This is a genomic window from Inhella inkyongensis, from assembly GCF_005952805.1.
Taxonomy (GTDB): Bacteria; Pseudomonadota; Gammaproteobacteria; order Burkholderiales; family Burkholderiaceae_C; genus Inhella; species Inhella inkyongensis.
This window is the reverse complement of record NZ_CP040709.1, coordinates 744,115-763,458: the sequence shown is the minus strand read 5'-3', so window position 1 is coordinate 763,458 and position 19,344 is coordinate 744,115. Positions and strand designations below refer to the sequence as shown.

Sequence of the window (19,344 nt, the reverse complement as noted above, 5' to 3'; positions counted from 1 at the left end):
GCGGCCCGCCTCAGCGCAACCCGTCTCCATCCGGCAAATAGCCCTGGTAGATGCGATCCGCCTCCCCGTTGGCCTGCAGGGCTTGCAGGGCTTGGTTGAGGCGGCTGTGCAAATCGGCGACACGTGGGGACTGCCGGGTCAACAACAGGTGTTGACTGATGGGACCCCGGTCCGGGTAGGGCAGAAAGGCCAGTTCAGCAGGCAGCTGAACAAAGCCGAGTTGAGCTGCGCCGCGCACCGGCTCCAGGGCCGACAGCACAAAGTCGCAGCGGCCGCGCTCCAGCTTTTCCAGCACCGCGCGCAGATTGAGCGCGCCACTGTCGATCTGCGAGATGCCATAACCGGCCAGCCAAGCGTAGTTGTGGCCAAACATGCCGCACAAGCGATACCGGGCCAGCTCGACCCAACTGCGCGGCAGGTCGGCCTGCGGCCGATGGCGGCTTGAATACCAAAAGCCGCCCTGGATCTGGTGGACCGGCACCGAGGCGAGGAATTTGCGTTCGCGCTCGGGGTTCAGGCTGGCATAGAGCAGCATCTCGGCCGAACGCCGGCTGCCGAACTCCTCCACCTCCCGCACGCAACGCGACCAGGGCATGGGCAGGGCCTTGAGCGTGTAGCCGGCCCGGGCCAGAGCGGCGCGGGCCAGGTCCAGCGTGGCGCCGCGCCACTGGCCCGTGGCATCGCGAAACAAATAAGGCGTGTGATCGGCTTCGTCGAAACAGACGCCGACGGTGTCAGCCTGCGCCACTGCAGCGGCCGCCGCCAAGCCAGCGGGCAGCCCCAAGCGCAGCGCCCGCAGTAGCCGACGGCCGGTCATTTGCCTAGCCGCGCTTGATCACCAACAGCCCCTTCAGATACTCCCCTTCCGGGAAGCACAGGGTCTGCGGGTGGTCGGCCGAGGCACCCACGCGGTCGACGATGTAGGCGTCCACGCCGGCGTCCATGCCCGCGCCCGCCACGATCTTGTGGAACAGCTCGGGGCCCACGCCACCCGAGCAGCTGTAGGTGCACAACAGACCACCCGGCTTGAGCAGCCGCAGGCCCAGGCGGTTGATGTCCTTGTAGGCGCGGCTGGCGCGGTCCGCATGGGCGGCGCTGGGCGCGAATTTGGGCGGGTCGAGCACGATGGCGTCGAACTGCCGGCCCTCCTTCAAAAAGCCGCGCAGGGTGCCGTTGACATCGGCGTCCAGCGCACGGTGGTGGGCCGGGTCGAAGCCATTGAGCTCCACGTGGCGGCTGGCACGCGCCAACGCCGGGGCAGAGCTGTCGACGCTGGTCACGTCCGTCGCCCCACCGGCCAGCGCGGCGATGGAGAAACCGCCGGTGTAGCTGTAGCAGTTCAGCACCTCTTGCGCGCCCAAACGACGCACCCAACTAGCGAACTCGCGGCGGTTGTCGCGCTGATCCAGGTAGTAGCCGGTCTTGTGGCCCTCGGCCACATCCAGGCTCAGTTTCCAGCTGGATTCGGTGAGGATGACCTCGGTGTTGCCCTCGCCACGCACCCAACCCTTCACGGGCGTCAGGCCCTCTAACTGGCGCACGCCCGAGTCACTGCGCTCAAACAATCGCGTGCAGCCGGTGGCGGCCAGCAGGGCATCAGCGATCACGCCCTTCCACTGTTCGGTGCCGGCGGCCAGGAACTGCGCCACCAGGATGTCGTCGTAGCGGTCGACGATCAGGCCGGGCAGACCGTCGGCCTCGCCGTGCACCAGGCGCACGCCGTTGCTGTCCACGGCCAGGCGCTGGCGATAGGCCAAGGCGGCGGCTATGCGACGTGCGAAAAATTCGGCGTCGATGCGCTCGGCCTCATCCCAGCTCCAGGCGCGCAGCTTGATGGAGGAACTGGGGCTGTAGGCGGCCCAGCACAGGAACTCGCCGCTGGCCGATTCCACCCGCACGGTTTCGCCGAAATCGGCCTTGCCCTTGGCGATGGAACCCTCGAACACCCAGGGGTGGCGGCGCAGCAGCGAGCGCTCCTTGCCGTCGCGAAGTTTGATGACTTTCATGCCGCCATTGTCGGCGGCACAGCCAGTCCCGCTCAGCCCTTCTTGGCGCGCGGATGCGCCGCGTCGTAGGCCTTGGCCAGGTGCTGCCAGTCCAGGCGCGTGTAAACCTGGGTGGTGGCAATGTTGGCGTGGCCCAGCAACTCCTGCACCGCGCGCAGATCGCCACTGCTTTGCAACAGGTGACTCGCATAGCTGTGGCGCAGCATGTGCGGGTGCACATGGGTGGGCAAGCCCGCTTGGATGGCGGCTTGTGCCAGCCGGGCACGGGCCAGGCTGGCCGAGAGCCGATGGCCGCGCTGCCCGACCAACAGCGCCGACTCGTCGGGGCGGGCCAACTGGGCTCGCACCCCCAGCCACGCACGCACAGCCGCCAAGGCCTGAGCGCCCAGCGGCACGGCGCGACGCTTGCCGCCCTTGCCCAGCACTTGCACCTCGCTGTTGGCCAGATCCACCCAGCCGGCGCCACCGGGCTGCAGATCCAGGCCCAGCACCTCGCTGATCCGCAGGCCGGCGCCGTAGAGCAATTCGATCAGGCAGTGGTCGCGGCGGGCGGCGGGCTCATCCCCCAAGGGCAGTTCGGCCAGGGCCACCGCGTCATCCACCCCCAGCGCCTTGGGCAGAGGGCGGCCGGCACGTGGCGCCTTCAGTCCAACCAAGGGATCGTGGTCGATGCGGCGCTGCGCCGCCAGCCAGCGGTAATAGCCCCGCCAGGCTGAGAGCGTGAGCGCCAGACTGCGCGGGCCCAGGCCCCCAACATGCAGTTCGGCCAACAACTCGCGCGCCTGGGGTGGGCGCAGTTCGGTCAGGCTCAAACCCCGGGCCCTGCAACCGGCCTGCAGGCGGCTCAGCGCATCGGCATAAAGGCGCAGGCTGCGCTCGGCCAGGCGCCGGCCCACCTGCAAATGCTGCAGGTAATCGCTGAACTCAGGGCTGGGCGACATCCACCGGCAAGCTGCGGACCAGGGCCGCGCTGCTGACCTCGCCCACGCGCTGCAGGAACTCGGTGCCCATGTCGGCACGGTAGCGGGTGGCATCGGGCGAGCCCAGCACCAGCAGGCCAAACGTGGACGGTTCGGCGGCAGTTTCGCCAGCACGGCGCAGCGGGATCAGGGCCAGCGAGGCCACCGGCTCGGCCAGCCAGCGGGCGGCCTCGAAGCCTTCATTCGGCCCACAGAAGGGCTCGGTCAGGCTGGCAGCAAAGCGTTGCACATCCTCGCTGCAGCCGCCCTGATGGAATAGGCGCAGCGCGGTCTGGGGGATCTGAAAGCGCTCGCGCAACTCGGTTTGCAAACGCTCGGGCAGTTCGGCCGGCTCCGCCACCTGCATCAGCGCCAGGGTCCAGGCCTGCAGCTTCTCGAAGTGACCCAGGTTTTCGGTGCCGGCGCGGATCATTTCGATGATCTTGCGCTCCAGGCCCTTGATGCGCTCGCGCAGCATCTCGGCCTGGCGCTCCTGCAGGGACACCGTGCGGTGGCCCAGCGGGTGGCTGAGCTGGATGTGATGCAAGAGCTCCGCGTGGCGCTCGAAGAAGCTGGGGTTGGCCGCCAGGTAGTCGGCGATGTCGGCCTCGGTAATGCCTTCGATGGGGTTGCTCACAGCTCAATGCTTCCTTGAAAAACAGTCTCGGCGGGGCCGGTCATGAAGACCGAGCCGACCCCATCCCACTCAATGCGCAGCAGGCCGCCGCGCGCTTGGACTTCCACGGCGGCATCCAGCAGGCCGGCGCGGATGCCGGCCACCACGGCGGCACAGGCCCCGGTGCCGCAGGCCAGGGTCTCGCCGGCTCCCCGTTCATAGACCCGGATGCGCGCCCGCGTGCGGCTTTGGATCTGCATGAAGCCCACATTCACCCCCTGCGGAAAGCGCGGGTCGGCCTGGATTTGCGGGCCACGCAGCGCCACCGGCGCTTGGTCCACGTCGTCGACCCAGAGCACCGCATGTGGATTGCCCATCGACACCAGGGCCAACTTCACCGCATCGCCATCGGCCAGCGCTAGCGGCCACAGGCCCTGGGCATCGGCTTGCAGGCCCGCACTCTCGAAGGGCAGGCTCTCCGGATTCAGGCGGGGCGCACCCATATCGACCTGGACCCGCCCATCGTCCTGGCTGCGCAGGGTCAGCACGTTGTTGACCGTGCGCACCCGCAATTCAGTCTTGCGGCTCAGGCCCTGCTCTTGCACGAAGCGCACAAAGCAACGCGCGCCATTGCCGCAGTGCTCGACCTCTTCGCCACTGCCGTTGAAGATCCGATAGCGAAAGTCCACATCCGGCGCATCGGGCGGCTCGACGACCAGGATCTGATCGCAGCCGACGCCGAAGCGACGGTCGCCCAATCGCCGCAGCTGTTCGGGGCTGAGCGAAAAGGGCTGGCGGGTGGCGTCAATGACGACGAAGTCATTGCCGGCGCCCTGCATCTTGGTGAATGAGAGCTTCATGCCTGCATTGTTCATAAGAAATCGAAGGGCCGCCCCGAGGTTTCTTGCCCCCCTCGGGGGGCGGGCTGGGCGCAGCCCGGACCTGGGGGCCTCAATACAGCGGAGCTTCGCCCTCGGGCCGGGTCTTGAAGCGCTTGTGCACCCACAGGTACTGGGCGGGGTTCTCGCGGATGCGCGCCTCCAGCCAGGTGTTGAGGGTATGGGCATCGGCCAGCGCGTCCCCACTGGGGTAGCCCGCCAGGGGCGGCGGGCAGCCGATGCGGTAGCCCTGACCGCCGGGCAGCATGGTCACCACCAAGGGCAGCACCACCATGTCCATGCTGGCCGCCATCTTGGCCGGCGCCAACAGGGTGCAGGCCGGCACACCAAAAAAGGGCACGAAGTCCGAGTTGTCGCGGCCGAAATCCATGTCGGGTGCATTCACAAAGCCATAGCCCTGGCGAATGAACTTGATGACGGGCCGGATGCCGTCCTGCCGATCGACGAAGGCGTTCTGACCAAAGCGGCCGCGCCCCTTCATCAGCTGAGCGTCAAACACCGCGTTGCTCTGGCGCTGGTAGACGTCCACACCCGGCTTGCTCTGGCAGAGCATCAGCGCCGGGGCCACCCAGTCCAGGCCCGCGAAGTGCGGCAGCAGCCACATCACCGGGCGTTCGCTGCGCTCGCCCTGGTGGATGTCGCCCTCGATCTGCATCAGCCGCATCAACCGCTCTCGCGGAGCAAACCACATCAGCCCCCGTTCCAGGATCGAGCGCCCCATCCAGCCGAAGTGCTCGCGCGCCAGCGCCTCGCGTTCGACCGCGCTTTTCTCCGGGAAGCACAGCTCCAGATTGCGCAGAGCCACCCGCCGACGCGAACCCGCGAGCCGCCACAGCAGCGCCCCCAGACCGCGCCCCAACGCCGCCAACAGCGGCAGGGGCAGCCAGTGCAGCAACCACAACAGCCCAATCACGGCGCGGGCACCCGCATGACCCAGGATGCGCCCGATCACGACGCCTGCTCCTGGGCCCTAGGCCCCTTGTAGCGGTTGTAACCCCACAGGTATTGCTGCGGCGCCTCCAGGATCAAGGCTTCCATATGGCGATTGATGTGTTCGCAGGCCTGTTCAGGGCTGCAATCCGGCGGCAAAGGTGCGAAGGGTCGTACGTGGACGATGTAGCCCCGGCCCCAGGGCAGACGCTCGCCCCAGAGCAACACCACGGGGGCCCCGGTCTGCTGAATCAGGCGGGTGGCCAGGGTCATGGTGTAGGCCGGGCGCCCAAAGAAGGGGGCCCAGGCGCCCTGGCCCTCGGGCGGCACCTGATCCGGCAGCAGGCCCACGCACTCGCCCTTCTTGAGCGCCCGCAGCATTTGGCGCACGCCGCTCAGATTGGCCGGCGCGGCCTGCAACCCCGGCCGGTCGCGCGAGGCCGCCACCAATTCACGCAGCCAGGGCTTGCGCGCCGGGCGGTAGAGCGCCGTCATCGGCGCCTGGGCGCCAAAGCGCTCGGCATAGGCCTGGGCCACGACTTCGAAACACCCCAGATGCGGCGTCATCAACAGCAAGCCACGGCGCTCCTGCAGCAGGGCCGGCAACAGCTCCGCCCCCTCCCAGCGCACCCAGTCCCCCAGCCCCGGCGGGCGCAGCCACAGCCAGGGGATCTCAAACAGCATGCGCCCGGCCCCCGCCACAGCGCCACAGCGCTGCGCCCAACTGGCGCCCGCCGCGCCGGCATGGGCCCAAAGCCGACGCCGGTAGGCCCCCGAAAAGGCAAAGGCCAACCAGCCTGCCAGCGCGCCCAAAGCGTGCAACAGCCACAGTGGCCAGCGGGACATCCAACGAATGAGGGTCATGAATCGGTGCAGAATTGGCAAGGTCGCCGAGTTAACAGGACAACTTGCGGGGCGACAGGAGCGGTTCGCCGCGCCATATAAATGCCGCTAAAGCGTTCGCCGCGACTCCCCAGAAGACCGGCAACGCCCGTTGCAACATTTCGAAGGAGTTTATTAAGTGGCCAGCAGCGATTTTCTTTTCACCTCGGAGTCGGTCTCCGAGGGGCATCCCGACAAGGTGGCCGACCAGATCTCGGACGCCATTCTCGACGCCATCTTCAAGCAGGACCCGCTGAGCCGCGTGGCGGCCGAGACCCTGTGCAACACCGGTCTGGTGGTGCTGGCCGGCGAGATCACGACCAATGCGCATGTCGACTACATCCAGGTCGCACGCGACACCATCAAACGCATCGGCTACGACAACACCGAGTACGGCATCGACTACAAGGGTTGCGCCGTGCTGGTGGCCTACGACAAGCAGAGCAATGACATCGCCCAGGGCGTGGATCGCGCCAGCGACGACTACCTGAACATCGGTGCCGGTGACCAGGGCCTGATGTTTGGCTATGCCTGCGATGAGACGCCCGAGCTGATGCCCGCGCCGATCTACTACGCCCACCGCCTGGTCGAGCGCCAGAGCCAGCTGCGCAAGGACGGTCGCCTGCCCTTCCTGCGCCCGGACGCCAAGAGCCAGGTGACGATGCGCTATGTGGATGGCAAGCCGCACTCCATCGACACCGTGGTGCTCTCAACCCAGCACGACCCCGAGATGAGCCTGGGCGACAAGATGAAGCCCGAGTTCTACGAGGCTGTCATCGAAGAAATCATCAAGCCTGTGCTGCCCAAGGAGTGGCTGCAGGACACCAAGTACCTGATCAACCCCACCGGCCGCTTCGTCATCGGCGGCCCGCAGGGTGACTGCGGGCTCACGGGGCGCAAGATCATCGTCGACACCTACGGCGGCGCCTGCCCGCATGGCGGCGGTGCCTTCTCGGGCAAGGATCCGACCAAGGTGGACCGTTCGGCCGCCTACGCCGCGCGCTATGTGGCCAAGAACGTGGTGGCCGCTGGTCTGGCGCGCCAGTGCCAGATCCAGGTGGCCTACGCCATCGGCGTGGCGCACCCGATGAACATCACGGTCTACACCGAGGGCACCGGCAAGATCGCTGACGAAAAGATTGCCGAGTTGGTGCGCCAGCACTTCGACCTGCGCCCGCGCGGCATCATTGAGATGCTGGATCTGCGCCGCCCGATCTACGAGAAGACCGCCGCTTACGGCCACTTCGGCCGCGAAGAGCCGGAGTTCAGCTGGGAGAAGACTGACAAAGCGGCGGCGCTGCGCGCCGCAGCTGGGTTGTAAACCCAGCGCCGGGCGCGAAGCGGCCGAGCGCAGCAGGCTTGGCAGTTCTCGGGCGAAGTTCATGCCGGCGTCAACCGGCGTGAACGCAGACCAGAAGACCGATAAGGCCGCAGCACTGCGTGCTGCCGCCGGCCTGAAGCTAGGGAGGGTCTGCAAAACCCCCTGCGCCCGCGCCAAGACTTTTCGGGATGAGGGCCAAGGCGCGAGCCGCCGCTCAGGCTGGCGGCCTGAGCAAGGCTTGCAACGCCGGCCATCGCCCGAAAAGTCTTTGGCCCGAAAGGGTTTGCGAGATAGCCGGCCGTCTCGGTCGTTGGCGCGCTTAGGCTTAGGACGGCGAGTCCGACCTTCGCGCGCCGCCTACGATCCGGCCGGTTCTCTCGCAAACGCGGGCAGCACGGGGTTTTGCAGATCCTCCCTAGGCACTTCGCAGTTCAACGGGCGCCCTCGGGCGCCCGATTTCATTCAGATATTCAATATCTCATCGCCCTCGCGCCGCGCCAGGCCGCGCGCGAGCAGTTCGTCGAGCAACAACTGCGCCCACTCCCCCGGGCCGGCGGTGCCCGCAGGACCCCAGCGCTCCCACAAGCGCCGCAACAGGGGCACGCCACAAGCCCAGATCAAGGTGCCAGCCAAGGGCTCCTGACGCGCCTCCATCAGATGGAACTTCAGCAGGGCACGCGCTGCATGGCGGGCGTGCAGGGCCGGGTCGGCGCGCCAACGTTGCAACACCGCTCGGGCCTGCGCCAGCGCGGGCGCCACTTGATCGAAACACGGCCCATGCCCAGGAAACACCCGTCGCACCGGCAAGCGGGCGATGGCGTCCAAGGTCCACTCCGCCGCATCCAGGCCACCTGGCTCGCCCAGCAACTCCCCCATCACCACCGCCGCGCCTTGGGCCCACAGGGCATCGGCCGTGATCAGCGCGCCGGACTCGGCATCGAACAACATCAAGGCATGCGGGTCGTGGCCCGGCGCAGCCAGCAACTCCCAAGAGCGGCCGCCGGCCTGGATCCGTTCGCCCTCTTGCACCGTGCGATGCACCCGAAAGCGAGGGCAATACTGCCCCGCTTGGCCATGAAAGAGATCGGCCTCTTCCCAACGCCGCGCCAAAGCGGCTTCACCCAGCGGCACATAGGCCTGGGCCCCAAACTGCTGCTGCAGACGGGCATTGCCGCCGCAATGATCGGGGTGCAAATGGGTGTTGAGGATCGCCGCCAGGCGCTGGCCCTGCAGGGCGCTGCGCACCGTCTCAACGGTTTGCTGCGAATCCAGACCATGGCCGCTGTCCACCAGCAAGGCCCCCTCTTCATCCGCTGCGCCGTGAATCAACACCAAGTTGGATGACAGCCAACCTCGCTCAATAAACCGAATTCCGTCCAATCCCTCTTCTCCCATCCCTGGGATTGTGGGGGTGGGCGAGAGCCCCAGCCTTCCTCTATGCTGGTTCTCCCCCATCCGAGGCGCCATGCAGACCCCCCAGGAAGCCCTCTCCGTGCTGGTCGTTGACGACCAAGTGATGCCGCGCCTGCTGGCGCGCGCAGCACTGGAGTCACTGGGACATCGGGTCATCGAGGCCAGCAACCCGACCCAGGCGGTGCAGGTCTTCATCGAGCACCGCCCCGACCTGGTGCTGCTGGATGTGGAAATGCCCCAGCACGATGGTTATTGGGTGGCCCAGCAGATTCGCGCGGCCGAGCAGGGCGGTTGGACACCGATCTTGTTTTTGTCCGGCCGCCATGGCGACGAAGACATCTGGCGCGGCATCGAGGCCGGCGGCGACGACTTCCTGGCCAAGCCCATCACCACCACCCTGCTGGGCGCCAAGCTGCGCGCCATGCAGCGTCTGCTGATGATGCGCGCCAAACTGCTGCAACGCTCCGAGGAACTGCGCCTGGCCAATGCGCAGTTGCAGCAACTCAGCCTGCATGACTCCCTGACCGGCCTCTTCAACCGCCGCGCCATCGATGAGCGCCTGCACCAGGAAATTGCCGCCTGCCGGCGCGAAGGCCAACCGCTGAGCGTGGCGCTGCTGGACATCGACCATTTCAAGCGCTTCAACGACAAGGCCGGCCATCTGGCCGGCGACACCTGCCTCAAGCAGGTGGCCAAGCTGCTCGAAGAAGCCTGTCTGCGCCCGCGCGACCTGGCCGGCCGATACGGCGGCGAGGAGTTCGCGCTGATCCTGCCGCTGACCCCGCGCTCAGGCGCCATGACCTATGCGCGGGCGCTGTTGCGCACGCTCCACCGCGCCGCGCTGGCGCATCCAGACTCACCCATCGGGCCCCAGGTCACGCTCTCCGGCGGCATCACCACCTGCGTGCCGGATGAGGCCACCACGGCCGAGGGCCTGCTGCTGCGCGCCGATGACGCGCTCTACAACGCCAAGCGCAAAGGCCGCAATCGCTTCTTCAGCTACGAGATGCAGCTGGATACCGAGGAACAGCTGCAGCTGAGCCGAGGGAGCTGAGCCCGCCCCACTGCATGGCGCCGAACAGCAGCTCCATCGCGGCGTAGACCAGCAGAAGTTGCGGCTGTCCGCTCAAGGCCGCCGCGATCAGCTGCGTGGCAAACAGCAGCCGCGTCAGGGCATCCCAACTGCCCAGTTGCTCCGAAGGCCACAGGGCGCGCACGCCGCCCCACAGCAGAATCAAGCTAGCCAGCAACCCCGCCAGCAGGGCGTGCTGGCCGTCGGGCACTGAAGCCTGCCCAGCCAGGCCCAGGGCCTGATTGGCGGTGTTCAGCTGCTCACTCATCCAAGCCAAGCTCCAAGGGGTCAGCAGCGGCCAGCTCACCAGCAGGTCGTACAGGCCACCGGCGCGCACCCAGCGCAGACGCGTTTCTTGCTTCATCCCAATCTCCAGTGTTGAAAAGCCGCGAGACTGCGCCCTGTACTGCACTACAGGGTCAAGGCGTTTCAATGCGAATTGGTGAATTGGCGACACACAGCGGCCTCAGCCGCGAGGCCTTGCGGTTTTACGAACGCATCGGCTTGCTGCGCGCACGCCGGCTTCCCAACGGCTACCGCGACTACCCCCCGCAAAGCCTGGCCTTGCTGCGCCTGGTGCGTCAGGCGCAGGGTCTGGGCTTCAGTCTGGCCGAGGTGCGCCAGGCGCTGCAGGAAGGCGGCAGCGCCGAAGACGTCGGTGCCTGGCTGCAGGCCAAACTGGGCGAGACCGAGGCCCGGCTGGCGGACCTGCAAGGGCTTCGCCAACAGTTGCTGGAACTGACCCAGAACCCTTGCCCGCTGACATGCTCCAACTGAAGACCCTGCGCCGCTATGCGGTGGCACGCAGCCTGTTTGCACCCACCACGTTGCTGGACGCCGTACACCGCCTGGGTGGCTTTGTACAGGCCGACCCGCTGCGCGCGCCCGCACGGGCGCAGGACCTGACGCTGCGCCACCGCGTCCGTGCCTACAAGGCGGGGGATCTGGAACGTCGCTACCCACAGCTGCCGCTGCAGGAAGACTTCTTCATCAACTACGGCTTCGTCACCCCCGAGCTGCGCGTGCTCATGCACCCTCGCACGGCCCGACGGGTCTGGGACAAAGCCCGCTGGAAGCAAGCCGACGCCGTGCTCGAACAGGTGGGTCTTCTGGGGGAGGCACATCCTGCGGATGTGGACGCCGCGCTGGGCCACGGCAAGGTGAAGAACTGGTTCGGCGGCAACAGCCGCCTTTCCACGGAGTTGCTCGACGGTCTGCACTACCGCGGCTTTTTGGATGTGACGCGACGCGACAACGGGACGCGCTGCTATGCCCTGGCCAACCCCTGGCAGGCGCCCGAGGACATCGACGCCGCGCTGGACGCCCTGGTCGACGCGCTGGTGCAAAAGTACGCGCCGCTCACCGCCACGGGCTTGAGCCGTTTGGTCAGCATGCTTTACGCGGCCGTGCCGCAATGGGAGTCCCGGCGCCGCGCAGCCTTTGTGCGCGCCAAGTCCCGGCTGGGGCAGGCCCGGGTGGAGGGTGTGGATTGGTTCTGGCCGGCCGCCGAAGACCCGGCCCAAGCTTGGCGCATTCCCGCCAAGGTCCGCCTGCTGGCCCCTTTCGACCCGGTGGTCTGGGACCGACCACGCTTCGAGCAGTTCTGGGGCTGGGCGTATCGTTTTGAGGCATACACCCCGGCCGCCAAACGGGTGCGTGGGCATTACGCCCTGCCCCTGCTGTGGCGCGATCAAGTCATCGGCTGGGCCAACCTGAAGCTGCTGAAGGGCGAACTGCAGCACGAGCTGGGCTTCGTCGACACGCGCCCGCAGGACCCTGCCTTTGAGCGTGCTCTGGAGGAGGAACTCAGCGCCATGCGCCAGTTCCTCCGGCTCTGATTCCCTCAGCTCACTTGGCGCTCAGATCCTTGTAAGCGGCCGGCACATTCAGGCCCGGGTGCACCCAGTCGAACAAGGCATAGCCGCGGAATTCGGTCAGCTTGACCTCCGCCACGGTCTGCTCCAGCGTCAAGCCCCGAGCCAAAGCGCCCTGCACCCCCTGCTTCACGGCGGATAGATAGTCGAGATGCCAGCGCAAGGCTTCGCGGCCCATGGGTACGCCATGACCCGGAACCACGGTGGCCTCAGCGGGTAGAAAGTCGTAGACCTTTTGCAGCGTGGCCAAGGTCTGCACCAGCTTGCCATCCAACAGCCAGGGCAGCGCCGGCCTCGCCGCAATCACCGGGTTGCCGGCCCACATCGTCTTGGACTGAGGATCCCAGACCCACAGGTCGCCGCCAGTCTGCGCAAACCCGAAGTCATGAATCTCTACTTGGCGCTCGCCCAGATCGATCACCAGCTTGCCTCCCGCAGGCAGCAGGATGTCGGGCGCTCTCGCGCGGATGGGCTCGATGCCACGGCCCTTGCCGAAGTGCTGCAGCATGAAGGCCTTGTCCTGCTCGAGATGCTCGGCGATGAACTTCGCGGTGTGCTCATGTTGAATCAGACGGGTCTCGCGCGGCAGAAACATATTGCCGAAAGAGTGGTCGCCGTGAGAGCTGGTGTTCACCGCATACAGCAGGGGCTTGCCGGGCGCCGCTTTGGCGGCCAGTTGCCGCACCTGGTCGTGCAGGCGCCGGTTCAGCATGGTCTCGATGAGCAGCGCACCGCGCGTGCCGACGATCAAGCCCCCACTGGTCGCCGCCGCGCCGCCCTGGGCATTGAGTGCAGCGGCATCCGCCGGCACATGGGCAAAGGCCCCGGGAGCCAAGCGCAGGCTTTGCATCTGCACCTTGTTGCCATCCCAAATCGGCGCCTCGGCCCGCGCCAAACCGGGCGCCAGCGTCCACCCCCAGCCCAGGAAGAATGCGGCGAGCACGCCAGCGTGCCATGAGGGTTTCAACATTGCCATCTCCTGGTGTTGGGCCGCTCCTGCGGCATGGCACCGACTCTAGGATGCGGTTTCGCAAGTCCATCAGCGACTTTTGCAATCCATGCTTGCATTTCTGAAAGACACCATGCCCATCACCGTCTCCACCCAGGGCGACTCCCATCGCATTGATGACTGGCTGCTGGTCACCGAAATCGCGCACTACGGCAGCTTGGTGCAGGCGGCCAAGGCCCGCAGCCTCAGCCACGCCACCGCCTTTCGCCGACTGCAGGCGCTGGAGCAGCATCTGGGCGTGCGCCTGTTTGACCGCCGCGCAGGGCACTACACCGCCACCGCGGCCGGAGAGGCCCTGGCCGAGGCCGGGCGGGGCATGCAAGCCCAGGCCCACGCGGCCTTGCTGCGGGTGCAGGGCGAGGACCTCCGCCCCCGGGGCCTGGTCCGACTGGCCAGCACAGAGGGCGTGATTGGCGCGCTGCTGCTTCCCCGTCTGCCCGCGCTGCAGCGCGCACTCCCAGACATCCAACTGATGGCCTCGGCGCGCAACGACTTCCACAACCTGTCGCAGCGCGAAGCCGACCTAGCCCTGCGCCCCGCCACCGAACCCCCGGCCCACCTGATCGGACAGCGCATCGGCCCGCTGCGGCATGCAATCTATGCCGCGCGCAGCAAACTGGCTCGCTTTCGGCGCGCGCCCTTGGCCGAAGTGCCCTGGTTGGCCCTGGACGACTCCGCGGCCGGCAGCAAGGCCTTGCGCTGGCTGGCCTCGCAAGTACCTCTGGAGCAGGTGACCCTGCGCTTCTCCGGCCTGCTGGCGGTGCGCAGCGCCTGCACACTGGGGCTGGGGCTGGCGGTGCTGCCCTGCTTTTTGGGCGACACCGAACCCGCCCTCGCCCGCCTGGGTGAACCCTTGGCCGATTGCGACTCCGAGCTGTGGCTGCTTTCGCACCCCGAATTGCGCGAAACCGTTCGTGTCAAGGCGGTACGGGAGTGGCTGCTCAAGACCCTGGGCACAGAGCGCGACTTGCTGGCGGGCCTGCGCCCCCTGCAGGCTTAAGCTCGCGCCTTTTCCCAGCGAGCCGCCGCATGAACTTCGATCACCTCATCAATCGACAGATTCGCCTGGCCCAGCGTCCCCAGGGCCTGCCCGGCCCCGAGTGCTGGCAGCACACCGAAGAGGCCGTGAGGGCTCCTCAGGAGGGCGGCGTGCTGTTCCAGAACCTCTGCCTGAGCCTGGACCCCGCCATGCGCGGCTGGATGAATGAGGGCAAGAGCTACATCCCGCCGGTCGAGATCGGGGCCGTCATGCGCGCCGGCGGCATCGGCCGGGTGATCGCCAGCGCCCATCCAGGCTTTGCCGTGGGAGACCTGGTGAGCGGCGGCAGCGGCGTGCAGGACTACTGCCTGGTGCCAGGCGATCAGGTCAAGCGCACCGGGCTCACCAAAATCGATCCGCGCTTGGGCTCCGTGACCCAGTGGCTCAATGTGCTGGGCATGCCGGGCATGACCGGCTACTTCGGACTGATGGATGTGGGCCAGCCCAAGGCGGGTGAAACGGTGGTCGTGTCGGGAGCGGCTGGCGCCGTCGGTCAGACAGTGGGCCAGATGGCCAAGATCAAAGGCTGCCGGGTGGTGGGCATTGCCGGCGGTAGCGCCAAGTGCGAGTGGGTGGTGAAGGAGCTGGGGTTTGACGCCTGCATCGATTACAAGGCCGGATCGGTGCGCGAAGGGCTGAAAGCCCACTGCCCGGACGGAGTCGACATCTATTTCGACAACGTCGGCGGCGACATCCTGGACACCGTGCTGACTCGCATCAATCGCAAGGCCCGCATCATCATTTGCGGCGCTATCAGCCAGTACAACAGCACCGAGGGCATCGTCGGACCGAAGAACTACCTGAGCCTGTTGGTGAACCGCGCTCGCATGGAAGGCATCGTGGTGTTTGATTACGCGCCGCGCTATGGAGAGGCCGTGTTGGAGATGGCGGGCTACCTGAAAGAGGGGCGCATGCACAGCAAGGAAGACGTGGTGCGCGGCTCGGTTGACGTCTTCCCAGCGACCTTGCTCAAGCTCTTTAAGGGCGAGAACTTCGGCAAGTTGGTGCTGCAGTTGGCGGACTGAACAGCCCGAAGCGATGTCGAACACCGCAGCGCTCATCAACTTGCAGGACTACGCCGCGCGGGCGCGGGAGCTGCTGCCGCCTGAGGCCTGGGCTTATCTGGCTGGCGGCGCAGCGGACGAGCTCACGCTGCGCGACAACACCCAAGCCTGGCAGGCCTGGCGCCTGCTGCCGCGTGTGCTCAGTCCCATGGCGCAGGGACACACGCAGATCGAGTTGCTCGGGCGCCGCTGGGCCCACCCCATTGGCCTGGCGCCGGTGGCTGCGCATCAGCTCTTCCACCAAGAGGCCGAGGCCGGCACGGTGCTGGCGGCTGCCATGCAGGGGTCGGCCTGTGCCATCAGCAGCCAGGCCAGCCGACCGTGGGCCGATTTGGTGCGCTTGGTACGCGACGAGCCGGGGCGGGGCCCGCTGTGGGCACAGGCCTACTGGCAGGGCTCCCTGGCGCGCACCTTGCGCCTTTTTGACCAAGCGGCCCAGGCCGGCATGGAGGCCATTGTGTTCACGGTGGATGCCCCCGTGCATGGCGCCCGCGACCGCGAGCGGCGTGCTGGGTTTGTGCTGCCGCCCGAGTTGAGCAAGGCCAATGCCATCCCAGGCGCCCACCCGCCCACCCCGGCCTTTGCCCTCCCGCCACTATGCGGCGGCTTGCTGGCCCATGCGCCGGACTGGCAACAGCTGGAGGCCCTGGTACACGCCAGTCCCCTGCCGGTGATCGTCAAAGGCCTTCTGCACCCACTGGACGCTAGGCGGACCTGCGAGCTGGGCGCGGCGGCGGGTTGGGTGAGCAACCACGGCGGGCGCACTCTGGATGGCGCCATCAGCACCTGCGCCGCCTTACCCGGAGTGCGGCAGGCCGTTGGCCCTGTGTGGCCCTTGATTGTTGATGGTGGAATTCGGCGCGGCACCGATGTGCTCAAGGCCCTGGCCTTGGGCGCAAACGCGGTGTTTGTGGGCCGGCCGGCCGTGGAAGCTTTGGCCGTGGAGGGCGCGCGCGGCGTGGCGCATGTGCTGCGCCTGCTGCGCGACGAATTCGAGATTGCGTTGGCGCTGTGCGGTGCCGCCTCGCCGGCCGAATTGACGCCAGAGTTGCTGGTGCGCGCTTAGGTCCACTTAGGGAGGGTCTGCCCCCCCTGCGCCCGCGCCAATACTTTTCGGGATGAGGGCCAAGGCTGAGGCCGCTCTGCCGCGAGACAGTCCACTGGACTGTCTCGCCCTGAGCAAGGCTTGCAACGCCGGCCATCGCCCGAAAAGTCTTTGGCCCGCAAGGGTTTGCGAGAGAACCGGCCGTCTCGGTCGATGGCGCACTCGGATGTCGGACGGCGAGTCCGACCTTCGCGCGCCGCCGGCGCGCAAAAGCGCCGGCGCTCGGGTAGGCACAAACAGTCCGCTGGACTGTTTGTGTCCGACCTCGCTCTACGATCCGGCCGGTTCTCTCGCAAACGCAGGCTGCACGGGGTTTTGCAGACCCTTCCTAGGGACTCTTCTTGGCCGCCGCTTCTCGCATCTTTTGCAGTTGCGCCAACCAGGCCGTCCAGTCCACTGGGCCGGATTCCCAACGCTTGACCAGATTGGCCAGCACATTACCCCAGGCGCGATCGAAGTAGGCATAGGCCCGGTCCCACTCGCCGCCATCGCCCCAGCCCACATGGTGCAAACGCACCCGCGTCTGCTGCTCGTCCACTTTCTCAAATCGCAGCATCACGAAGGTGCGCTGGGCGCGCGCCTCGGGCAGCGAGGGCGGCGCATTCCAGTCAAAACTCAGCATCTTGTGGGGCTGCAAGGCCATGTAGCGCATGTCGTCCGCGCCCCGCGAGCCCGGTGCGGCCCCTGGGTCGATGTAAATCTGAAACGCCCCGCCCACCCGGGCGTCAATCACGGCATCGGGCGCAAAGAACGCCGTGATGCCTTCGCGCGTGGTCCAGCTCGACCAGGCCTGCTCCAAGGTGGCCTTGATCACCACTTCTTTATCAATGGCCCGATCGGCGGCACCCGCCACGGAGCCGATGAGACCGAGCACACACAAAATCAACGCACGCATGGCGCACTCCTGATTGATGCGAGGGCGTTGATTGTGCGCAGCGGGCAGCGAAGTTCCACAGGTCATGCGAGCAAGAGGCATTTATCATTGCGCACCATGCCGAACGCGCCCCGCGACGTGGCGCAGATCCGTCTGGACAACGCGCTGCGTTTGTTCGACGAATTCGTCGCCGCCACCGTCAAACACCCCGATGCCGCTGCCCTCCGCGGGCTGGAGCGACGCTTTGCCGAGCGCCTGCAGATTCAGCCCAGCTACTGGAGCCAAATCAAAAGTCGCTCGCGACAAATCGGGGAACGCCTGGCACGTCAGTTCGAGCAACTCAGCCACAAACCCGTGTTTTGGATGGACCAAGAGCACGGTTCGGCGCCCTCCGGTGCGGCACCCGTTGCCGCCTCCGTCACGGATCTGAACCCCAGCCTGCCCCAAGACGATGACGAGCGCTTCATCGTGGGCCTGGTGCTGACCTACTACCGGCGCCACCCGCAGCGCGCCCGGACTCGGTTGCTGGACCTACTGGGCGAAGTGCTCACACCGCCGACTGAGGCAGCCTCGCCCGCCGGCATCCGCCCCACCAAGCCGCAAAGCCAAGCACCCGCCGCAGCGGCCAGCGAGGCCAGCGCCTGGGAGCAAGTGGCGAAGGGCATTGCCCCACTGAAACCCAAGAAGCGCTGAGCGGCCACCAGCCCCGCCCTGCCCCCTTCGATCCCGCTATTGCATCCCGCTATTGCAGCCTGAGCCTGCTGGGGACGGCTGCGCACGCCGTCGTGCCGAGCCGACAGCAAAGCGCTTGCACGTTTGCGCAATTCTTGTTTATCATATGAGCAACGTTTAGCTCACTTCGTTGATCAGGAGCAAGTCATGCCGCAATTCACCTCACCCCGTCCGCTGACCCTTGCGATGCGCAAACCGCGCAATCCGCTGGTGGTGCCAGCCCAATTTCGACAGGCCGGTCGCCACCAAAGCGGAAGTCCCCGCCGCGACAACCAGCGCGCACTGGCCCAAAGCCTGCGGGAACTCTGGAGCCCACCCCACAAAGACTGAATCAAGGCCCGCGACTTGGCGGTGCCGCAGGAGCACAACATGCAAGCCATCTTGACCACCGCTCGAGCCAACGGGCGCCCCTTCTTCACGCAGCTCCTGATCCAGCTGCTGCATCGTCTCAGCCGCCTTCTCGACGCTGCGGCCGCGCAACTGGCCCAGCATCAGCGCCCCGCCTCGGAGGCGCCCGACCTGGAATACCGCCGCGATCCCAGAACCGGCCATGGGGTCCTGTTTGAGAACGGCGAGCCGCGCTTCACCTTCCTTCAAGGGCTGGAGCGCCTGTAATGCACGCTCGGGCCGGTCTTATTGCGGCATGACCGGCCCGCACGGCGCCTATCATCAGGCGCACCATCCTGATGCCCCAGACGCTCACGCCTATGGACGCCGTGCCGCGCAGCTTTTTGGATCGCCCGCTCCCCAGCCTCTCGAGCTGGGTGGCGCACTTCTGTGCACAGGACATTCCCATCCTGAGCACCAGCGTCGAGGCCCTGGAACAGTTGCGCGCCGACGAGGATGAAGTCGATGCCCACCTGGTAGGAGAGACGTTTTCGACCGACCCACTGATGACCCTCAAGGTGCTTGTGGCCACCGCCCAGCTGGGGCGGGAACGCCGCAATGCAGACGCCGAGACGATTACCAGTGCCGTCGTGTTGATGGGCATTACCCCCTTCTTCACGACATTTGGCCTGCAACCCAGCGTAGAACAATGGCTACTGGGGCGCCCTGAGGCCTTGCAGGGGGTGGATGCAGTGTTGCGGCGTTCCGAGCGGGCAGCGCGCTATGCACTCGCGTTCGCCGCGCATCGGATGGATCAGGACGCACAAATCATCCACAGCGCAGCGTTACTGCATGACTTTGCCGAGGTGCTGCTGTGGTGCCACGCCCCGGCACTGGCCCAGGAGATTCGCCGCCTGCAGACCGCCGACCCCAGCCTTCGCAGCGTGAAGGCGCAGCGCCAGGTGCTTGGGATTGAACTATCGGCACTCGAACAGGCGCTCATGAAGGCTTGGCATCTGCCCCCCTTGTTGGCGCACATTACCGACGAGCGTTGCGAGGCGGATGCCCAAGTGCAGTGCGTGCGCTTGGCCGTGAGGCTTGCCCGGCACAGCGCACTGAGCTGGTCCAACCCCGCCATCCCCGATGACCTCAAAGAGATTGGCGAGCTACTCAACCTGGGGCTAGAGCCGACCAAACGCCTGGTGATGGACCTCGGCTAAGG

At 66.8% G+C, this 19,344-nt stretch carries 21 protein-coding genes; 10 read left to right on the top strand and 11 right to left on the bottom strand.

All coding sequences use genetic code 11. From position 1 onward, the window contains the following. Nucleotides 1–10: 10 nt before the first annotated feature. From FF090_RS03870 to FF090_RS03840, 7 genes are all read right to left on the bottom strand, one after another. Nucleotides 11–817: a substrate-binding periplasmic protein gene (locus tag FF090_RS03870; RefSeq protein ID WP_138855470.1), complete on the bottom strand. Its 807-nt coding sequence runs from the start codon at nucleotides 815–817 to the stop codon at nucleotides 11–13. 4 nt (nucleotides 818–821) lie between these two features. Next, a complete protein-coding gene (locus FF090_RS03865; RefSeq protein ID WP_138855469.1) occupies nucleotides 822–2,006 on the bottom strand; it encodes a class I SAM-dependent rRNA methyltransferase in 1,185 nt (394 codons plus the stop codon). A 32-nt stretch (nucleotides 2,007–2,038) separates the two neighbouring features. Continuing rightward, nucleotides 2,039–2,947: a tyrosine recombinase XerC gene (locus FF090_RS03860; RefSeq protein WP_175423507.1), complete on the bottom strand. Its 909-nt coding sequence runs from the start codon at nucleotides 2,945–2,947 to the stop codon at nucleotides 2,039–2,041. Beyond that, complete coding sequence (locus FF090_RS03855; RefSeq protein WP_138855467.1) at nucleotides 2,931–3,602, bottom strand: DUF484 family protein; 672 nt, start codon at nucleotides 3,600–3,602, stop codon at nucleotides 2,931–2,933. The genes FF090_RS03860 and FF090_RS03855 overlap by 17 nt, the downstream gene beginning before the upstream one ends. Continuing rightward, nucleotides 3,599–4,441 (bottom strand): diaminopimelate epimerase, encoded by an 843-nt coding sequence (dapF, locus tag FF090_RS03850; RefSeq protein WP_138855466.1) that lies wholly within the window; start codon nucleotides 4,439–4,441, stop codon nucleotides 3,599–3,601. The genes FF090_RS03855 and dapF overlap by 4 nt, the downstream gene beginning before the upstream one ends. 91 nt (nucleotides 4,442–4,532) lie before the next feature. After that, complete coding sequence (locus FF090_RS03845; protein WP_310732986.1) at nucleotides 4,533–5,432, bottom strand: lysophospholipid acyltransferase family protein; 900 nt, start codon at nucleotides 5,430–5,432, stop codon at nucleotides 4,533–4,535. After that, a complete protein-coding gene (locus FF090_RS03840) occupies nucleotides 5,429–6,274 on the bottom strand; it encodes a lysophospholipid acyltransferase family protein (protein WP_138855465.1) in 846 nt (281 codons plus the stop codon). Before FF090_RS03840 ends, FF090_RS03845 begins: the two co-directional genes overlap by 4 nt. 157 nt (nucleotides 6,275–6,431) lie before the next feature. Here FF090_RS03840 and metK point away from each other — a divergent pair, with 157 nt between their 5' ends. Then, nucleotides 6,432–7,613, top strand: coding sequence for a methionine adenosyltransferase (metK, locus tag FF090_RS03835; RefSeq protein WP_138855464.1), 1,182 nt, complete (start codon nucleotides 6,432–6,434; stop codon nucleotides 7,611–7,613). 462 nt (nucleotides 7,614–8,075) lie between these two features. Here metK and FF090_RS03830 read toward each other — a convergent pair whose 3' ends face one another. After that, entirely contained in the window at nucleotides 8,076–9,008 is a 933-nt protein-coding gene (locus tag FF090_RS03830) for an MBL fold metallo-hydrolase (RefSeq protein WP_138855463.1), read from the bottom strand. 70 nt (nucleotides 9,009–9,078) lie between these two features. On the opposite strand from FF090_RS03830, the gene FF090_RS03825 reads away from it, so the two are divergent. Continuing rightward, nucleotides 9,079–10,080 carry a GGDEF domain-containing response regulator gene (locus tag FF090_RS03825; protein ID WP_138855462.1) on the top strand — a complete coding sequence of 334 codons (1,002 nt, stop codon included), beginning with the start codon at nucleotides 9,079–9,081 and terminating at the stop codon, nucleotides 10,078–10,080. On the opposite strand, the gene FF090_RS03820 is transcribed toward FF090_RS03825, so the two are convergent. Next, nucleotides 10,022–10,462, bottom strand: a complete 441-nt coding sequence (locus FF090_RS03820; RefSeq protein ID WP_138855461.1) for a hypothetical protein — start codon at nucleotides 10,460–10,462, stop codon at nucleotides 10,022–10,024. The two genes, FF090_RS03825 and FF090_RS03820, sit on opposite strands and share 59 nt — an antisense overlap. Before the next feature lie 68 nt (nucleotides 10,463–10,530). Here FF090_RS03820 and FF090_RS03815 point away from each other — a divergent pair, with 68 nt between their 5' ends. Continuing rightward, entirely contained in the window at nucleotides 10,531–10,875 is a 345-nt protein-coding gene (locus FF090_RS03815; RefSeq protein ID WP_138855460.1) for a MerR family transcriptional regulator, read from the top strand. Next, complete coding sequence (locus FF090_RS03810) at nucleotides 10,863–11,936, top strand: DNA glycosylase AlkZ-like family protein (protein ID WP_138855459.1); 1,074 nt, start codon at nucleotides 10,863–10,865, stop codon at nucleotides 11,934–11,936. The genes FF090_RS03815 and FF090_RS03810 overlap by 13 nt, the downstream gene beginning before the upstream one ends. 10 nt (nucleotides 11,937–11,946) lie before the next feature. Here FF090_RS03810 and FF090_RS03805 read toward each other — a convergent pair whose 3' ends face one another. Continuing rightward, nucleotides 11,947–12,942, bottom strand: coding sequence for an MBL fold metallo-hydrolase (locus FF090_RS03805; RefSeq protein ID WP_138855458.1), 996 nt, complete (start codon nucleotides 12,940–12,942; stop codon nucleotides 11,947–11,949). Between the two features lie 88 nt (nucleotides 12,943–13,030). Here FF090_RS03805 and FF090_RS03800 point away from each other — a divergent pair, with 88 nt between their 5' ends. The 3 genes from FF090_RS03800 to FF090_RS03790 are packed head-to-tail and all read left to right on the top strand — an operon-like array spanning nucleotide 13,031 to nucleotide 16,150. Further along, nucleotides 13,031–13,981 carry a LysR family transcriptional regulator gene (locus FF090_RS03800; protein ID WP_138855457.1) on the top strand — a complete coding sequence of 317 codons (951 nt, stop codon included), beginning with the start codon at nucleotides 13,031–13,033 and terminating at the stop codon, nucleotides 13,979–13,981. 29 nt (nucleotides 13,982–14,010) lie between these two features. Then, entirely contained in the window at nucleotides 14,011–15,045 is a 1,035-nt protein-coding gene (locus FF090_RS03795) for an NADP-dependent oxidoreductase (protein WP_138855456.1), read from the top strand. A gap of 13 nt (nucleotides 15,046–15,058) precedes the next feature. Next, a complete protein-coding gene (locus FF090_RS03790; RefSeq protein WP_138855455.1) occupies nucleotides 15,059–16,150 on the top strand; it encodes an alpha-hydroxy acid oxidase in 1,092 nt (363 codons plus the stop codon). Between the two features lie 367 nt (nucleotides 16,151–16,517). On the opposite strand, the gene FF090_RS03785 is transcribed toward FF090_RS03790, so the two are convergent. Beyond that, nucleotides 16,518–17,084, bottom strand: a complete 567-nt coding sequence (locus FF090_RS03785; protein WP_175423506.1) for an SRPBCC family protein — start codon at nucleotides 17,082–17,084, stop codon at nucleotides 16,518–16,520. A 96-nt stretch (nucleotides 17,085–17,180) separates the two neighbouring features. On the opposite strand from FF090_RS03785, the gene FF090_RS03780 reads away from it, so the two are divergent. The 3 genes from FF090_RS03780 to FF090_RS03770 all read left to right on the top strand — a co-directional run bounded on the left by FF090_RS03780 (nucleotide 17,181) and on the right by FF090_RS03770 (nucleotide 19,342). Next, nucleotides 17,181–17,756 (top strand): hypothetical protein, encoded by a 576-nt coding sequence (locus FF090_RS03780; protein WP_138855453.1) that lies wholly within the window; start codon nucleotides 17,181–17,183, stop codon nucleotides 17,754–17,756. 408 nt (nucleotides 17,757–18,164) lie between these two features. Beyond that, nucleotides 18,165–18,410 carry a hypothetical protein gene (locus FF090_RS03775; protein ID WP_138855452.1) on the top strand — a complete coding sequence of 82 codons (246 nt, stop codon included), beginning with the start codon at nucleotides 18,165–18,167 and terminating at the stop codon, nucleotides 18,408–18,410. A 71-nt stretch (nucleotides 18,411–18,481) separates the two neighbouring features. Then, nucleotides 18,482–19,342, top strand: coding sequence for an HDOD domain-containing protein (locus tag FF090_RS03770; protein ID WP_246071498.1), 861 nt, complete (start codon nucleotides 18,482–18,484; stop codon nucleotides 19,340–19,342). Nucleotides 19,343–19,344: the final 2 nt, after the last annotated feature.

Coding starts and splice junctions, on each gene's coding strand:
- FF090_RS03870 (WP_138855470.1), bottom strand. CDS start 817: ATGACCGGCCGTCGGCTACTGCGGGCGCTGCGCTTGGGGCTGCCCGCT.
- FF090_RS03865 (WP_138855469.1), bottom strand. CDS start 2,006: ATGAAAGTCATCAAACTTCGCGACGGCAAGGAGCGCTCGCTGCTGCGC.
- FF090_RS03860 (WP_175423507.1), bottom strand. CDS start 2,947: ATGTCGCCCAGCCCTGAGTTCAGCGATTACCTGCAGCATTTGCAGGTG.
- dapF (WP_138855466.1), bottom strand. CDS start 4,441: ATGAAGCTCTCATTCACCAAGATGCAGGGCGCCGGCAATGACTTCGTC.
- FF090_RS03840 (WP_138855465.1), bottom strand. CDS start 6,274: ATGACCCTCATTCGTTGGATGTCCCGCTGGCCACTGTGGCTGTTGCAC.
- FF090_RS03830 (WP_138855463.1), bottom strand. CDS start 9,008: ATGGGAGAAGAGGGATTGGACGGAATTCGGTTTATTGAGCGAGGTTGG.
- FF090_RS03825 (WP_138855462.1), top strand. CDS start 9,079: ATGCAGACCCCCCAGGAAGCCCTCTCCGTGCTGGTCGTTGACGACCAA.
- FF090_RS03820 (WP_138855461.1), bottom strand. CDS start 10,462: ATGAAGCAAGAAACGCGTCTGCGCTGGGTGCGCGCCGGTGGCCTGTAC.
- FF090_RS03815 (WP_138855460.1), top strand. CDS start 10,531: ATGCGAATTGGTGAATTGGCGACACACAGCGGCCTCAGCCGCGAGGCC.
- FF090_RS03810 (WP_138855459.1), top strand. CDS start 10,863: ATGCTCCAACTGAAGACCCTGCGCCGCTATGCGGTGGCACGCAGCCTG.
- FF090_RS03805 (WP_138855458.1), bottom strand. CDS start 12,942: ATGTTGAAACCCTCATGGCACGCTGGCGTGCTCGCCGCATTCTTCCTG.
- FF090_RS03800 (WP_138855457.1), top strand. CDS start 13,031: ATGCTTGCATTTCTGAAAGACACCATGCCCATCACCGTCTCCACCCAG.
- FF090_RS03795 (WP_138855456.1), top strand. CDS start 14,011: ATGAACTTCGATCACCTCATCAATCGACAGATTCGCCTGGCCCAGCGT.
- FF090_RS03790 (WP_138855455.1), top strand. CDS start 15,059: ATGTCGAACACCGCAGCGCTCATCAACTTGCAGGACTACGCCGCGCGG.
- FF090_RS03785 (WP_175423506.1), bottom strand. CDS start 17,084: ATGCGTGCGTTGATTTTGTGTGTGCTCGGTCTCATCGGCTCCGTGGCG.
- FF090_RS03780 (WP_138855453.1), top strand. CDS start 17,181: ATGCCGAACGCGCCCCGCGACGTGGCGCAGATCCGTCTGGACAACGCG.
- FF090_RS03775 (WP_138855452.1), top strand. CDS start 18,165: ATGCAAGCCATCTTGACCACCGCTCGAGCCAACGGGCGCCCCTTCTTC.
- FF090_RS03770 (WP_246071498.1), top strand. CDS start 18,482: ATGCCCCAGACGCTCACGCCTATGGACGCCGTGCCGCGCAGCTTTTTG.